The organism is Ventrimonas faecis, from assembly GCF_040096075.1.
Lineage (GTDB): Bacteria > Bacillota > Clostridia > Lachnospirales > Lachnospiraceae > Brotaphodocola > Brotaphodocola faecis.
In genome coordinates, this window is the sequence record NZ_JBBMFJ010000034.1 from 1 (window position 1) to 16,712 (window position 16,712).

12 protein-coding genes are annotated in these 16,712 nt (G+C 53.0%); 10 read left to right on the plus strand and 2 right to left on the minus strand.

The window, feature by feature from the left end; translation table 11 throughout:
* Positions 1-126 precede the first annotated feature (126 nt).
* The 10 genes from cobJ (at position 127) to aspS (ending at position 13,110) form a co-directional block, all read left to right on the plus strand.
* Positions 127-858 carry a precorrin-3B C(17)-methyltransferase gene (gene cobJ, locus WMO41_RS13605; protein WP_349230228.1) on the plus strand — a complete coding sequence of 244 codons (732 nt, stop codon included), beginning with the start codon at positions 127-129 and terminating at the stop codon, positions 856-858.
* 250 nt (positions 859-1,108) lie between these two features.
* Positions 1,109-2,248, plus strand: coding sequence for a nicotinate-nucleotide--dimethylbenzimidazole phosphoribosyltransferase (cobT, locus tag WMO41_RS13610; protein ID WP_349230229.1), 1,140 nt, complete (start codon positions 1,109-1,111; stop codon positions 2,246-2,248).
* On the plus strand, positions 2,245-2,997 hold the full coding sequence (cobM, locus tag WMO41_RS13615; RefSeq protein ID WP_349230230.1) for a precorrin-4 C(11)-methyltransferase: 753 nt from the start codon (positions 2,245-2,247) through the stop codon (positions 2,995-2,997). The genes cobT and cobM overlap by 4 nt, the downstream gene beginning before the upstream one ends.
* 2 nt (positions 2,998-2,999) lie before the next feature.
* Entirely contained in the window at positions 3,000-4,511 is a 1,512-nt protein-coding gene (locus WMO41_RS13620) for a cobyric acid synthase (RefSeq protein ID WP_349230231.1), read from the plus strand.
* A gap of 113 nt (positions 4,512-4,624) precedes the next feature.
* On the plus strand, positions 4,625-5,266 hold the full coding sequence (locus WMO41_RS13625; protein WP_349230232.1) for a precorrin-8X methylmutase: 642 nt from the start codon (positions 4,625-4,627) through the stop codon (positions 5,264-5,266).
* A 111-nt stretch (positions 5,267-5,377) separates the two neighbouring features.
* Positions 5,378-7,663, plus strand: coding sequence for a RelA/SpoT family protein (locus WMO41_RS13630; protein WP_177291610.1), 2,286 nt, complete (start codon positions 5,378-5,380; stop codon positions 7,661-7,663).
* 41 nt (positions 7,664-7,704) lie between these two features.
* Positions 7,705-8,367: an MBL fold metallo-hydrolase gene (locus WMO41_RS13635; protein ID WP_349230233.1), complete on the plus strand. Its 663-nt coding sequence runs from the start codon at positions 7,705-7,707 to the stop codon at positions 8,365-8,367.
* Entirely contained in the window at positions 8,364-9,869 is a 1,506-nt protein-coding gene (hemZ, locus tag WMO41_RS13640) for a coproporphyrinogen dehydrogenase HemZ (RefSeq protein WP_349230234.1), read from the plus strand. The genes WMO41_RS13635 and hemZ overlap by 4 nt, the downstream gene beginning before the upstream one ends.
* Positions 9,870-9,969: 100 nt before the next feature.
* Positions 9,970-11,232 carry a histidine--tRNA ligase gene (gene hisS / locus WMO41_RS13645; RefSeq protein WP_177291781.1) on the plus strand — a complete coding sequence of 421 codons (1,263 nt, stop codon included), beginning with the start codon at positions 9,970-9,972 and terminating at the stop codon, positions 11,230-11,232.
* A gap of 75 nt (positions 11,233-11,307) precedes the next feature.
* Positions 11,308-13,110 (plus strand): aspartate--tRNA ligase, encoded by a 1,803-nt coding sequence (gene aspS / locus WMO41_RS13650; protein ID WP_349230235.1) that lies wholly within the window; start codon positions 11,308-11,310, stop codon positions 13,108-13,110.
* Between the two features lie 107 nt (positions 13,111-13,217).
* Here aspS and WMO41_RS13655 read toward each other — a convergent pair whose 3' ends face one another.
* A complete protein-coding gene (locus tag WMO41_RS13655) occupies positions 13,218-14,393 on the minus strand; it encodes an MFS transporter (RefSeq protein WP_349230236.1) in 1,176 nt (391 codons plus the stop codon).
* Positions 14,394-14,419: 26 nt separating this feature from the next.
* On the minus strand, positions 14,420-16,696 hold the full coding sequence (locus tag WMO41_RS13660) for a pyruvate formate lyase family protein (protein WP_349230237.1): 2,277 nt from the start codon (positions 16,694-16,696) through the stop codon (positions 14,420-14,422).
* Between the last annotated feature and the right edge of the window lie 16 nt (positions 16,697-16,712).

Here is a 16,712-nt window from a genome sequence, read left to right on the forward strand (position 1 = left end):
CCGATCTGGGGAATTGCAGAATCCAATTCCCCGCACGCCCTACTTTATTGGCTCCGTATGGACTTTTAAGCGGAAATCCTCTATAATATCTCCCATAAAAACAGTAGGAAAGATGAGGATGATCGGGTGAAGAATCTTGTGTATGTGATCGGCATGGGGCCGGGGAGTTTTGAGCAGATGACGTTTGAAGCGCGAAAGGCGCTGGAGCAGAGTGATGTGATCGTGGGTTATACGATGTATGTGGATCTTTTGCGGGAGCATTTTCCGGAGAAGCAGTTTCTGACCACCCCCATGCGCCAGGAAGTGGAGCGCTGCCGCATGGCCTTTGAGGAGGCGAAGAAGGGGCAGACCGTGGCCATGGTCTGCAGCGGGGATGCCGGTGTATATGGTATGTCCGGACTGATCCTGGAACTGCAGCAGGACTATCTTGAGTGTGAGGTGGAAGTGATCAGCGGCGTGACGGCGGCCCTGGCGGGTGGCGCTGTGCTTGGCGCTCCGCTGATGCATGATTTTGCTGTGATCAGTTTAAGTGATCTTTTAACGCCCTGGGAGAAGATTGAGACACGGCTCCGCTGCGCGGCGGAAGCGGATTTTTCCATCTGCATTTACAACCCATCCAGCAAAAAGCGCGCCGATTATTTAAAGAAGGCCTGTGATATCATCCTGGAACAGACAAAGGAAGACCGGGTCTGCGGCATTGTGAGCAACATCGGAAGAGAGGGGCAGAGCGCCCGGGTTCTGATGCTCAGTGAGCTTCGCGATACGCAGGTGGATATGTTCACCACGGTGTTTATTGGCAACTCCCAGACCAGAAAGATCGGGGAGCGGATGGTAACGCCGCGGGGATACCGGATCTGATCGTAAGGTTACTGAAAAGCCGGAATGGTTTGAAATTGCATGGCGCGAATTAGATATGCAATGCGTGGGCGTGTGTAACTGTTCAGTAGGTCTGCGCATTCACTGCGCTGACCGTATGAAAACATGGGCTTGCAGGCAAAAATCCCATTGCCGAAGGCAATTTTCAATGGATTTTTGCCCGTAACTGTGAGGGTACTGAACAGTTACGGGCGTGCAATAAGAAAAACAGACATAGAAAGAGAGACATAATATGGAACAATATCTGGAGGAGCAGCTTCGCTGTCTCTGCCGCAGCGTGCGGGCCGCGGATGACCGGGCGGTGGAAGCGGCAAAACACCACTGGGATGGAATCGCAAAACCGCTGCACGGACTGGGACGGTTTGAGGATCTTTTAACCAAAGTGGCAGGCATTCAGAATACGGAAGATATCCGAATGGACCGGAAAGCCGTTGTGGTATTCTGTGCGGACAACGGTGTGGTAGCCGAGGGCGTGACTCAGACGGACAGCAGCGTGACCGCGGTGGTGACAGAGAACTTTGCCCGGGGCATTGCCAGTGTCAACCGCATGGCATCGGTGGCCGGGGCGGATGTGATTCCGGTGGATATCGGCGTGATGGGCGAAATCAAAGAGCCGGGCGTCCGCAACTGCCGTATTGCCAATGGCACGAATAATATGCGAAAGGAACCGGCCATGAGCCGGGAACAGGCACTGGAGGCGATTCACACCGGAATTCGTCTTGCTTCAGAATTAAAGGATACCGGATATGACCTTCTGGCGGTTGGTGAGATGGGAATCGGCAACACCACCACCAGCAGCGCGGTGGCCAGTGTCCTTTTGCAGGCACCGGTGGAGATTGTGACCGGACGAGGAGCCGGACTTTCCAACGCAGGACTGGAAAAGAAGATTGAGGTGATTAAGGAAGCCATTGCACTGCATCATCCGGACCCGGAGGACCCGATGGCGGTGCTGGAATCTGTGGGCGGTTTCGATATTGCAGGTATGTGTGGCCTGATGCTGGGCGGTGCCATTTACCGGATTCCGGTGGTACTGGATGGCCTGATTTCTTTGATGGCGGCGCTTCTGGCACAGAAATTCTGTCCGCTGGTCACGGACTTTCTGCTTCCGTCCCACATGGGAAAGGAACCGGCCTGCGGCATGGCTATGGAAAAGCTGGGGCTGGAGGCAAGCATTTACGGAAATCTGGCACTGGGCGAGGGAACCGGAGCGGTGATGCTGTTCCCGCTGCTTGACATGGCAGAGGCTGTGTACCGGGAAAACAGCACCTTTGAGGATATCCATGTGGGTGCTTACCAGAATTTTGAAGAAGATGCGGCGCAGAAAACAGCACATACGGAGACTGACAGTTTTGAAAAGGAGGAACAGGCATGATTTATTTTATCGGAGCAGGACCTGGGGATCCGGAACTCATTACCGTGAAAGGAAAACGCCTGATCGGTGAGGCGGATATTATCATTTATGCCGGTTCCCTGGTGAACCCGCAGGTGCTTTCAGGGGCAAAGCCGGAGGCGGAGATCTATAACAGCGCCACCATGAATCTGGAAGAGGTTCTGAACGTGATGAAGCGCGGCGTGGCAGAAGGAAAACGGGTGGTCCGGGTTCACACCGGCGATCCGTCCATCTATGGCGCGCACCGGGAACAGATGGTGGAGCTGGATAAACTGGGAATCCCTTATGAGATTGTGCCGGGAGTCAGTTCATTCCTGGCGGCGGCAGCAAGCTTAAAGAAAGAGTACACCCTTCCGGGAGTCAGCCAGACGGTAATCCTGACCCGCATGGAAGGCCGGACCGCAGTGCCGGAGCGGGAGCAGATCGAGGCGCTGGCAGCGCATCAGGCCACCATGGTGATTTTCTTAAGCGTAGGCGAAATTGAGACATTGAGCGAACGGCTGCAGGCAGGCGGTTATCCGGCAGATACCCCGGCGGCTGTGGTCTATAAGGCATCCTGGGAGGACCAGAAGATCGTTACGGGAACGCTGACGGATATTGCAGAAAAGGTAAAAGAGGCAGGCATTCGCAAGACGGCGCTGGTGACGGTGGGGCGGTTCCTGGGGGATACCTTTGAACTTTCCAAATTATATGATGCGCATTTTACGACGGAATTCCGCAAGGGGGTTTAGGCATGGCAAAAAAAATCATGATCCAGGGAACCATGTCCAATTCCGGCAAGAGTTTTGTGACGGCGGCCCTGTGCCGGATTTTAAAACAGGATGGCTACCGCGTGGCACCGTTTAAATCCCAGAATATGGCCCTGAACTCTTACATTACCAAAGACGGACTGGAAATCGGGCGGGCCCAGGCCATGCAGGCTGAGGCAGCAGGAATCGCGCCTACGGTAGATATGAACCCGATCCTGTTAAAACCCACCAGCCAGATGGGAAGCCAGGTGATCGTAAACGGCGAGGTGTTCGGAAATTTAAGAGCCATGGACTATTACCGCCGCAAAACGGAATTTATTCCGGCAGTCCGGGAGGCATTTGAACGGCTGGAGAGCCAGTTCGATGCCATTGTCCTGGAAGGAGCAGGAAGTCCGGCAGAGATTAACCTGCGGGACAATGATATCGTCAATATGGGTATGGCAAAGATTGCGAATGCGCCGGTGCTTCTGGTAGGAGATATTGACCGGGGCGGCGTGTTTGCCTCCCTTTATGGAACAGTCAGTCTGCTGGAGCCGGAGGAGCGGGCCCGCATCAAAGGCCTTGTCATCAACAAGTTCCGGGGAGATGTGAAAATCCTGGAGCCGGGCCTTCGCATGATTGAGGAGCGGCTTCACATTCCGGTGGTGGGCGTGATCCCTATGGAACAGATTGACCTGGATGATGAGGACAGCTTATCCGACCGTCTGGTGCGGACGGAAGTGCAGGAGGGACTGGATGTGGCAGTGATCCATCTGCCGCACATTTCTAATTTTACGGATTTCAATGCGCTGGAACACTACGATGGTGTTTCCCTGCGGTATGTGGACCGGGCGGCGCATCTGGGACGGCCGGATCTGATTCTTCTGCCGGGAACAAAGAACACCATGGCTGATCTGAAATGGCTGCGGGAGAGCGGACTGGAGGCCATGATCCAGCGTCTGGTGGAGGAGCAGAAGATTCCGGTCATTGGAATTTGCGGCGGTTACCAGATGTTAGGGGAACGCCTTTTGGACCCGGAGGGCGTGGAAGGCGAGCCGGGAAGCACCATGCGGGGCATGGGGCTTCTGGCGGCAGAGACTGTCTTTGCGGCAGAGAAGACCAGAACCCAGACCGAAGGAACGGTGTTGGCGGCAGCCGGATATTATGGTAAGGTGACCGGACAGAGCGTAACCGGGTATGAGATCCATATGGGGGAGACGTTCCAAACTCAAAAAAATATTACCCCCGCCATCCGCCTTGCTGACGGCCGCATGGACGGCTTTGTCCGGTCCGACGGCCTGGTGTTCGGAAGCTATCTCCACGGCCTCTTTGACAATCTGGAATTTACCGGAGCCATTCTGACCCAGCTGGCAGAAAAGAAAGGCATCAGCCTGACCGCAACGGCAAAAAGCATGGAAGAATACAAGGAAAGCCAGTATGACAAGCTGGCAGACCTGGTGCGCCGGTCTCTGGATATGGATGCTGTGTACAAAATTATGAAGGAATATGAGTCCTGAGCGCAGACAGAGGATGTACGGGCAGAAGTCTGAACATGCAGACAATCTGCATTGAAAAGAACCGTTACCATTCGCGATTGTCTGATCAGGAAAAAACTGGAAAGGATAACATTATGATAGAAACAATGCAGTGGGTCCGCCCGGAGGAGATTGAGGCCCGCAGTATGGCCATCATCGAATCGGAGATGCCGAAAGGCAACTGGACACCGGGAGAACTGGCCGTGGTAAAGCGCTGCATCCACACTGCAGCGGATTTTGACTATGCGGAGAATCTTTATTTTTCGGATGGTGCAGTAGAACTGGCAGTGAACCTGATGAAAAGCGGCAACGGCTTTACCATTGTGACGGACACCAACATGGCGCTGGCCGGTGTGAATAAGGCGGCATTGAAGCAGCTAAACGGAACCGTCCGCTGTTTCATGGCAGATCCGGATGTGGCAGCGGAGGCGAAGGAGCGGGGCGTGACCCGGGCCATTGTCAGTATGGAGCGGGCGGCAAAGCTTGACGGACCGGTCATCTTTGCCATCGGCAACGCGCCAACGGCCCTCATCCGGCTGTACGAGATGATGCAGAAAGGTGAGATCCACCCGGATTTCATCATCGGAACCCCGGTGGGATTTGTGAATGTGGTGGAATCCAAAGAACTCATCTGTCAGTCCGATGTGCCATGCATCGTGGCGCGGGGAAGAAAAGGCGGTAGCAATATCGCGGCTGCGGTGTGCAATGCGCTGATGTATCAGGTCACCAGAGCGTAGAAATCGGTCAAATGGCCTAAAACAAAGCCGTCTGGACGTAAGGCTTGCATTTTTCGACAAAAAATTTTATAATGTGTTAATATATTATCTTCAAAAAAGGTGGCTTTTTCTATGGCGAATGAACAGACGGAGAAGAAAATGGACATTGAGCTGGAGAATCCCGCAGATTTTACCAGCCCGGAGGAATTATACAAGGACCTGATCCGCAGCATCCGGAAGTATCATCCTTCAGATGATATCTCCCTGATCGAGAAAGCGTACAAGGTTGCCCATGAGGCCCACAAGGATCAGAAACGAAAATCGGGTGAACCCTATATCATTCACCCTCTTTGTGTTGCCATCATTCTGGCAGATCTTGAGATGGACAAGGAGACCATTGCGGCAGGTATTCTCCATGATGTTGTGGAAGATACCGTCATGACGCTGGATGAACTCTCCAAAGAGTTCGGCCCGGAGGTGGCGCTTCTGGTAGACGGCGTTACCAAGCTGACCCAGCTGTCCTGGTCCAAGGATAAGGTGGAGATGCAGGCCGAGAACCTGCGCAAGATGTTCCTCGCCATGGCCAAAGATATCCGTGTCATCCTGATCAAGCTGGCGGACCGCCTGCATAACATGCGTACCCTGCAGTACATGAAGCCGGAAAAACAGAAAGAAAAAGCCCGCGAAACCATGGAGATTTACGCACCCATCGCCCACCGTCTTGGTATTTCCAAAATCAAGGTGGAGTTAGATGATCTCTCCTTAAAATACCTGCAGCCGGATGTCTACTATGACCTGGCTGAGAAAATTTCCCTTGGCAAGGATGCCCGTGAGGAGTTCGTCAAGGGCATTGTAGATGAAGTTTCCGCCCACATGAAGGAGGCTGGCATTGAGGCCAAGGTAGACGGCCGCGTGAAGCATTTCTTCAGCATCTACCGCAAGATGGTCAACCAGCACAAGACGCTGGACCAGATCTACGATCTGTTTGCGGTCCGTATTATCGTGGATACGGTAAAGGACTGTTACGCAGCTCTGGGTGTCATCCATGAACTGTACAAGCCGATTCCGGGCCGTTTCAAGGACTATATTGCCATGCCGAAGCCGAACATGTACCAGTCCCTGCACACCACGCTGATCGGAAACAACGGCCAGCCGTTTGAAATCCAGATCCGTACCTTCGAGATGCACCGTACCGCAGAATACGGTATCGCGGCGCACTGGAAGTACAAGGAGAGCGGCAGCGGCAAGATCGCGGCAGGGGATGAGGCTGCAAAGCTGTCCTGGCTGCGCCAGATTCTGGAGTGGCAGAAAGACACCAGCGACTCCAAAGAGTTCTTAAGCATGGTAAAAGGAGACCTGGACTTATTCTCCGAGAATGTGTACTGCTTCACCCCGTCCGGGGATGTCAAGACACTGCCAAGCGGCTCTACCACCATCGACTTTGCGTACTCCATCCACAGTGCGGTGGGTAACAAGATGGTCGGCGCCAGAGTCAACGGCAAGCTGGTACCGATTGAGTATGTGGTGCAGAACGGTGACCGCATTGAGGTCATCACCTCCCAGAACTCCAAGGGCCCGAGCCGTGACTGGCTCTCCCTGGTCAAGAGCACTCAGGCCAAGAACAAGATCAACCAGTGGTTCAAGAGCGAATTAAAGGAAGACAACATTGTCCGTGGTAAGGATCTCATTGACCGCTACTGCAAGACCAAGGGCATTAACTTCGGTGACTTAAACAAGCCGGAGTTTCAGGAAAAGGTCATGCAGCGTTATGCGTTCCGCGACTGGGATTCTGTTCTGGCTTCCATTGGACATGGCGGCTTAAAAGAGGGCCAGGTCATCAACAAGATGATTGAGGAACGGGCCAAGAAGACCCGCAAGGAGGTTACCGACACCAACATTTTGGACGGTCTCAGCGAGATGTCCGGAAACAAGGCGGAGGTCAGCAAGAAGTCCAAGGGCGGCATTATGGTCAAGGGCATCCACGATGTGGCAGTCCGCTTCTCACGCTGCTGCAGCCCGGTGCCGGGCGACGAGATCGTGGGCTATGTGACCCGCGGCCGCGGCGTATCCATTCACCGGACCGACTGCGTGAACATCATCAACCTTCCATCGGAAGAGCGCACCCGCCTCATTGAGGCCGAGTGGCAGCAGCCGGAGGATGACGCAAGCAGCAAAGAGCGCTATACCACGGAAATCCAGATTTACGCAAACAACCGCATTGGCATGTTTGTAGATATCTCCAAGGTATTTACCGAGCGTCAGATCGATATCACCTCCATGAATGTGCGCACCAGCAAGCAGGGCAAGGCCACCATCATCATGACATTTGATATTCACGGAATTGAAGAACTGAACCGCCTGACGGATAAATTAAGACAGATCGAAGGCGTCATCGATATAGAAAGGACTGCGGGATAGTTGTTCCGCAGTTTTTCTGTGTTTATAAAAAGGAGCAGATTATGAGCAATTTTCGAATTAAAACCTATGTGCTGGGCGGCGTCAGCACCAACTGTCATCTCACATTTCGCGAGGGAGAAAAAGCAGCCGTGATCATTGATCCGGCGGATAATGCCGATTACCTGGTCAGCAAATGCCGCGAGTTTGGCGTAGAGCCGGAGGCTGTACTTCTGACCCATGCGCATTTTGACCACATGCTGGCAGCCGATGATATCCGCAAAAAATTCGGTTGCAAGCTTTATGTTCACATGGATGATGAGCGGATGTTAAACGATCCGTCCTTAAATCTTTCCGGCACCCTGGGAACGGAGCAGGTCAGCATCAGCGCGGACCATCTGCTGCGCGATGGAGATGTTCTCCATTTCCTGAACCTGGAGTGGAAGGTGATGGCGACACCGGGCCATACCGCAGGTTCTGTCTGCTATTACCTGCCGGAGGAAGAGGTGCTGTTCAGCGGAGACACCCTGTTTGCGGAGTCTTTGGGCCGGACGGATCTTCCGACCGGAAGCATGTCTGCCATTGTGCGTTCCATTGCGGAAAAGCTTCTGGTACTGCCGGATGATATTATGGTTTATCCGGGCCATGGCGATGCTACCACCATCGGTCATGAGAAGCAGTACAATCCGGTGGCGGCTTATGTGAGAAAGCGAGGCGGACAGGCATGATCGGAATTTTATTAAACGACAGCGCATATGAGCAGGATATCCGGGAACTCTTGATGGCATTTTACCCGGGACAGACCTTTGTTCATGAGATGCAGGATGATCTGGACTTTTTTGTGGAGGGAACGGTGAACGAAGCTCATACGGAGTTTACCCTGAATCTGGGACATACCGGAAGCTCCTCTTTCCACCTCCTGTCCATGGAAGAACTGGAGCCGGGAATTAAGGCGGAGTTTGAGGCGGCAGCAGAGAGCAGTGTCCTGAAGGTAAACTATGAGAACCGCTTTGAAACGAAGAATCAGATCAAGCGCAGACTCTATGTGCTTCTTCTGCAGCAGACCGGGAAGCTGCTTCCGTGGGGCACCCTGACCGGCATTCGTCCGACCAAGATCGCCATGACAAAATTTGCTGAGGGAGAGACGGCCGAGCAGATCTTCCGCCATATGAAGGATACCTACTTCACCAGCAACGAAAAGATCAACTTAAGCATCGAGATTGCCCAGAGAGAGCGCCAGCTGCTTTCTACGATTGACTACAGGCATGGCTACAGCTTGTATGTAGGCATTCCGTTCTGCCCGACCACCTGTCTGTACTGTTCCTTTACCTCTTATCCGATTGGCAAGTGGAAAGACCGTACCCATGAGTATCTGGACGCATTGTTCAAAGAGCTGGATTATGTGGCAGAGAAGAAAAAGGGCTGTACCCTGGATACCGTGTATTTTGGCGGCGGCACCCCGACCTCCCTTTCTCCGGAGGATCTGGACAAGCTCATCACCAAATTAAAAGCAACCTTTGATTTCTCCACTGTTCAGGAGTTTACCGTGGAGGCAGGCCGTCCGGACAGCATCACCCGGGAGAAGCTGGAGGTTCTGAAGAAGCATGGCGTTGACCGTATCTCCATCAACCCGCAGACCATGAAGCAGGACACCCTGCGCCTTATCGGACGCCGCCATACCGTGGAGGATGTGGTGGACCGGTTTAAACTCGCCCGGGAGGTTGGATTTGATAACATCAATATGGATCTGATCATCGGACTGCCGGAGGAGACTCTGGAGGATGTGCAGGCAACTATGGAAGCTGTGAAGGCCCTGGCGCCGGACAGTGTTACCGTGCATTCCCTGGCTATCAAGCGTGCGGCCCGCTTAAACACCATGAAGGAAGTTTACAAGGACTTAAAGATCGAGAACACCCAGGAGATGATCGACTTAACGGCCCGCTACGCAAGAGAGATGGGACTGGAGCCGTACTACCTGTACCGCCAGAAAAATATGGCAGGCAACTTCGAGAATGTAGGCTATGCGGCACCGGGCAAGGCCTGCATCTATAATGTACTCATTATGGAGGAGCAGCAGACCATCATTGGCTGCGGCGCGGGAACCACCACCAAGCGTCTGTTCGCCGAGGAGAACCGCATTGAGCGTTGCGAGAATGTAAAAGACGTGGAGCAGTACATCAGCCGCGTGGATGAAATGATTGAGCGCAAGGAAAAACTGCTGTCAGACTAAACACTTACGATTGCAATTTGTTCCTTAGAATAGTATAATTTGTAAACGAGTATGTGATTTTACAAAAAAGAGATACAAAGATAGAAAACGGAGAAAAAATATGGCATTGAAAAAGAAGCCGGTTACCGGCATGCGTGATATCCTGCCGGCAGAGATGCAGGTGCGGGAATATGTGATGAACCAGATCCGTGAAACCTACCGCAGTTTCGGATTTACCCAGGTGGAGACTCCGTGCGTGGAGCACATCGAGAACCTGACCAGCAAACAGGGCGGCGACAACGAGAAGCTGATCTTCAAAATCTTAAAGCGCGGCGAGAAATTAAACCTCGAGACCGCTGAGGCCGAGAACGACTTAACTGACAGCGGCCTTCGCTACGACCTGACCCTGCCGCTGTCCCGTTATTATTCCAACAACGGCGCACAGCTCCCGAGCCCGTTCAAGGCTCTGCAGATGGGCAGCGTATGGCGTGCGGACCGTCCGCAGCGCGGCCGTTTCCGTCAGTTCACCCAGTGTGACATCGACATCCTGGGCGATGCAACCAACATGGCAGAGATCGAGCTGATCCTGGCTACCACCACCGCCCTTGGAAAGATCTGCCCGAAGAACGCCTTCACCGTCCGCATCAATGACCGCGGCATCTTAAAGGGCATGGCTCTTTACTGCGGTTTCCCGGAGGATGGCCTGGATCAGGTATTCATCACCCTGGACAAGATGGACAAGATCGGCCTGGATGGCGTAAAGGCAGAGCTTCTGGAGCTGGGCTATGCAGCTGAGAGCGTAGAAAAGTACGCAGGCCTGTTATCCAGCCTTGGTGAGGATGCGGCAGCAGTCCGCGGCCTGGGCGAGACCTTAGCCGGTGTGCTGGACGCAAAGACCGCAGAGAATCTGGCAAACATCATGGATACCGTAACCGAGGTAGCCGAGACCGACTTTAAGCTGGCCTTCGACCCGACCCTGGTGCGCGGCATGTCCTACTATACCGGAACCATCTTCGAGGTTTCCATGGAAGGCTTTGGCGGTTCCGTTGCAGGCGGCGGAAGATACGACAAGATGATCGGCAAGTTCACCGGCCAGGATACTCCGGCCTGCGGCTTCTCCATCGGCTTTGAGCGTATCGTTACCATTCTTATGGAGCAGGGCGGCGAGATCGAGAACGCAGCTCCGAAGAAGGCTTACCTCATCGAGAAGGGCATGGATCCGGCACGCTACGGCCAGATCATGAAGCAGGCCATGGGCGAGCGTAAAGCTGGCGTTCAGGTGCTTGTTTCCATGATGAACAAGAACAAGAAGTTCCAGAAGGAGCAGTTAAACAAAGAGGGTTATACCGAATTTGTAGAATTTTACAAAGAAGCCCTGAAGTAAGAGCTTTGAAATAAGGTAACTGTGAGGGTACTGAACAGTTACGAAATAAGATCATTGAATCAAAGGAGATAAATCATGGCAGAATCAATGCTGGGACTGAAGCGGTCCCATCGGTGTACAGAAGTCACCACAGCAAACATCGGTCAGGACGTGACCGTTATGGGCTGGGTGCAGAAGAGCAGAAACAAGGGCGGAATCATTTTCGTAGATTTACGTGACCGTTCCGGTATCCTGCAGATCATCTTTGAGGAGAGCGACTGTGGCGCAGAGAGCTTCGCAAAGGCTGAGAAGTTAAGAAGCGAGTATGTTATTGCTGTAACCGGCCGCGTGGAGGCACGTTCCGGTGCAGTGAATGAGAATCTGGCAACCGGCGCCATCGAGGTGCGCGCCAACAGCCTGCGCATCTTATCTGAGTCTGAGACCCCGCCATTCCCGATCGAGGAGAACTCCAAGACCAAAGAGGAGCTGCGCTTAAAATACCGTTTCCTGGATTTAAGAAGACCGGATATGCAGCGCAATCTGCTGTTAAGAAGTAAAATCGCTATTCTTACCAGACAGTTCCTGGCAGAGGAAGGCTTCCTGGAGATTGAGACCCCGACCCTCATCAAGAGCACCCCGGAGGGCGCAAGAGACTACCTGGTACCGAGCCGTGTACATCCGGGTTCCTTCTACGCACTTCCGCAGTCCCCGCAGCTTTTCAAGCAGCTGTTAATGTGCTCCGGTTACGACCGTTATTTCCAGCTGGCGCGCTGCTACCGCGATGAGGACCTGCGTGCAGACCGTCAGCCGGAGTTCACCCAGATCGATATGGAGCTGTCTTTCGTAGATGTTGACGATGTCATCGATGTCAACGAGCGTCTTTTACACAAGCTGTTTAAGGAGATCTTAAACGTAGAGATTCCGCAGCCGATCCCGCGCATGACCTGGCAGGAGGCTATGGACCGTTTTGGTTCCGATAAGCCGGACCTTCGTTTCGGTATGGAGTTAAAGAATGTATCTGACGTAGTCAAAGACTGCGAGTTTGTAGTATTCAAGGGCGCTCTGGAGAACGGCGGTACTGTTCGCGGTATCAACGCTGAGGGACAGGGCCGTATGCCGCGTAAGAAAATCGACGCGCTGGTTGAGTTCGCGAAGGGCTACGGCGCAAAGGGCCTTGCCTACATCGCAATCCAGGAGGATGGCAGCTACAAGTCTTCCTTCGCGAAATTCATGACCGAGGACCAGATGGCAGCCCTGATCTCCGCTATGGATGGTAAGCCGGGCGACCTGCTGTTATTCGCAGCAGACAAGAACAAAGTTGTATGGGATGTTCTGGGCAACCTGCGTCTGGAGATCGCGCGTCAGCTTGACCTCTTAAAGAAAGATGATTACAGATTCCTGTGGGTAACCGAGTTCCCGTTACTGGAGTACTCCGAGGAGCAGGGCCGTTTCGTGGCTATGCATCACCCATTCACCATGCCGATGGACGAAGACTGGCACTTAATCGATTCCGATCCGGGCGCAGTACGCGCAAAGGCATACGATATCGTATTAAATGGTACCGAGATCGGCGGTGGTTCTGTTCGTATCCACCAGAGCGACATCCAGTCCAAGATGTTCGAGGTACTGGGCTTCACTCCGGAGAAGGCACAGGAGCAGTTCGGCTTCCTGCTTGAAGCATTCAAGTACGGAGTTCCGCCGCACGCTGGTCTGGCATACGGACTTGACCGTGTGGTAATGCTCATGGGCGGCTGCGACAGCATCCGTGAAGTCATCGCCTTCCCGAAGGTAAAGGATGCCTCCTGCCTGATGACCGAGGCTCCGACTCCGGTAGATCCGAAGCAGTTAGAAGAGCTTGGCATCGAGGTATGCGAAGAGGCTGAGACAACAGAAGAGTAAACATTTAGAAGCAATACCACCCCGGCCTGCTTCTGCTTTCCTGGCTATTCTGCTGCAATAAAAAACACAGCCAGAATGGTACTGGTAAAAGCTGGAAATCATGGCTTTTATCTGCCCTTTTCTTTCTGCAGGGTGATGACCTGAATGACACAGAATCCACAGATGGTGCAGGCCATACAGAATCCCAGCATGCCATTGATGCCAAACCGGTCCAGCATGATGCCGCTTACAAGATTGGCCACGATGCCGCTGAGTCCTTTTGTACAGATGCCAAGCAGGGCCTGGGCCTTTGCGTTGTCTTTGATATCTACCATATGGTTCATGTAGTAGACAGAAGCGATGGTGAAGATGGCATAGGACGGTCCCTGCATATACTGTCCCAGTGCAACCATGGGGATACTGGACGCAAGAAGCAGAATTGAGGGTTTTAAGATATAAAAGAATGAGGAAATCCGGAGCAGAGAGGCGCAGGAATATTTCGTTAAGAGGAAGCCGCAAAGCAGCATGAAAGGAACCTCCATCCAGGCACTGGTGCTGGAGATAAAACCCATGACAGCATTGCTGCCGCCCACTTTCCGGATGATGTGGATCAGGTAATTGTTGGTGGAAGTTCCGCTCATCCAGAGACAGAAGAACCCAAACAGAAGGAAGGGCAGCTTCGGATTTTCCCGGAAGAAAGCAAGGTAACCGGAGGGCTGTTTCCCGGCTGTGCCAGCTTTTCGCGTGTTTTTCATAAGCAGGACATTAACCAGTGTGATCACACGGACCAGAATCAGGCATGGAATCAGAAAGCCAAGGCCAAAGCGGCTGCTTAAAAGGCCTAGCATCAGCGTGGAAACACCGTAGAGAACGGAACCGAAGGAGCGCACCACGGAAAAATTGACAGCATAGCCATGGTTTTCATATTCCATGGAGGCAGCGTTGAGAAAGGCAAGAAATGCCCAGTCTGCTCCCTCTAAAAGCGCATATTCGGCCATAAGGAGCAATTTGTTTCCAGAGTAAGCCTGGATCCCGGCGCACAGAACCAGCTCCACCAATAAAAACAGAGACATGACCAGTTTCAGGGATATGCTGCGAAACCGGTCGGCCAGGGCTGAGGGGATGCCCTGAAACAAAATAGAGAGGACACCTCCAACAGAAAGAACAAGACCAATCTGCGTGTTACTTAATCCTTTGTCCAGAAGAAAAATACTGGCATAGGTCAGGATAAAGGCGTTTCCGAACCAGTAAAGTCCCATTAGGGACGCGGAAGTGAGAAATACGTAAGTGCTCTTGTTTTTCATGGCAGGTGTCCTTTTTTCGTTTATGGTCAGATTGATGCGTATTCTGTCCGGGCAATGATCTCATCCTGGGTTTCCTTCATCAGGGTGACAAAGTAAGCGGAGAAGCCGGATACCCGGACAACCAGGTTGCGGTGTTTTTCCGGATGAAGCTGTGCGTCTACCAGGGTAGCGCGGTCAATGACGTTAAACTGGATTTCCAGGCCGCCCCGGCGGAAGAAGGAGTGGATCATGGCCCGCATGGCGGCAACATGGGCCGGTTTAGCCATAAAGGACGGGTTGAATTTCAAATCCAGAACCATGTTGTTTGTAGCTACGGAAAGATCGGTCTTTACCAGGGAGTTGAGAACGGCGGTCGGACCGATGTGGTCTGCACCCTGAACCGGGGCAATGGCATTGGCCAGGGAAACACCGGCGTTTCGACCTTCCGGAAGCGCTCCGGTCATGGTGCCGAGTTTGGAATGGTCCTCCACAGTGTAAAGACCCAGCTGCCATCTTCCGCCGCGCGGATTCCGGAAGCTTTCTGTAACCTGAGCATAAAAGCTGGTCAGGTCTTTCATGATGCAGTCTGCTTCATCGTCATCGTTGCCAAATTTCGGGCAGCGGGTTTTTAAGTAATGCTGCAGCTCTTCCTGTCCTTCGAAATTGTGGAGCAGGATATCGGCAAGTTCCGGGAGCGTAAGCTTATGCTCCTCAAATACCACCTGCCGGATTGCTGCCAGGGAATCTACTACGTTGGCCATTCCGGCGGTGTTGATTCCGCTGTTGTTGTAGGTGGTTCCGCCTCCGGTTACATCCATGCCGTGCTCAATGCAGTCTGCCATGGTCATGGAGAGGGCAGGAGTCGGATAGTAGTAAGGCCACGGCCGGTCCATAGTATTGACAATGTTCATGGCCCGCACGGAGAAAGCGGCCAGCTCTTCTTTAAACCACTGATAGAAGGAGGAAAAGTCAGTGAATTCCTCTAGCTTGTGACTGATAAAGGGAGCCAGCACCGTGGAAGAACCATAAGTGTTCTTTCCATGGAGCATGAGTTCCAGAATCTTGGCCCAGTTGATGCGAAGCACCTCAGTCTTGGAATATTCCGCGCCCGGGGAAGCCGGTTCCACGCAGCCGATGATGCCGTAATCACAGGCGTCTTCCGGCGTCAGGCCGGCGCGGATGCGGGCTTTGATATTGCCCGCATCGTTAAAGAATGCAGGAAAGCCAAGACCGAGCTTTAACAGGGCCACGGATTCCTCCCACAGTGCTTCCGGCATATTGGAACTGTAGCGCAGGGAGATCAGCGGCTGGTCGCTGCGGATCCGGCGGGTGGACTGAAGGGCAATGAAGGTCAGGTCATTGCACTGGTAATTTCCGTCCATATCGGTACCGCCCAGGGTAATATTCTGGTAAGCGTGAATGGTGGTGGAGAACTTAACCCAGAGTGCGTCCATCAGGTCGGAAGCTTCCTCGTAAGTCAGTTTTCCTTCTTTCACATCTTTTTCGTAGTATGGGTAGAGATACTGGTCAACGCGTCCAAGGGAAGTAGAAGTCGGAACACTTTCGTTGTACATGACTTCGTGGGTCAGCCAGAGCAGCTGAATGGCCTCGAAAAAGTCAGAGGCAGGTTCTGTGGAAATGTGATCGCAGGCCAGGGCAATCTTTTCCATCTGACTTTTGTATACCGGATTGGAGGTTTCCAGACTGCGTTTCCAGGCCAGATCCCGGTAGCGGAGCATGTAGCGGGTGCAGGCCTCTGTACAGATCTGAATGGAACGGATAAAGTCTCTGGAATCACCTTTTGCTGTTTTTAATGCCTCTTCACATTCTTTACGGATCCCGCCAAATCCTTTTTCAATGACCCGGTGGTAACCAGGGATGATATGGCCGGATTCCCAGTGCTTGAACACACCGCCCTTTAAGCATCTGTCCCAGAAATCAAAATCATCCCATCCGGCATTATCCGGTTTCCAGTGATAAAAATCTGCGCACATTTCCGCCTCCTTCTGTGAGGAAAGGAAGCGGGCCGGGCGAAAGCGCGGATCGTAATCCCGCGGAAAATCAATGGGCATCGTCGTGTTGTAGGAGTAGCGGTAGGCAAAACCGGCTAACAGGTCGTACTCGTTTAACAGAATCTTTTTTTTCTGCATGAAGTGGTCCAGACCGTAGGCAAAGCGGATGCAGGCCGGTTCGCCCTGGTGTTCCCGGAATGATTCTTCATAGCAGTCGTCTCTGACCGGAATCTCGCTCCGGTCCAGATGTTCAGCGTGGTGATCCATGATCACCTGAATGCGTGGGGAAATAGAAACTTCTTTTACAGACATGATAATTCCTCCTGTT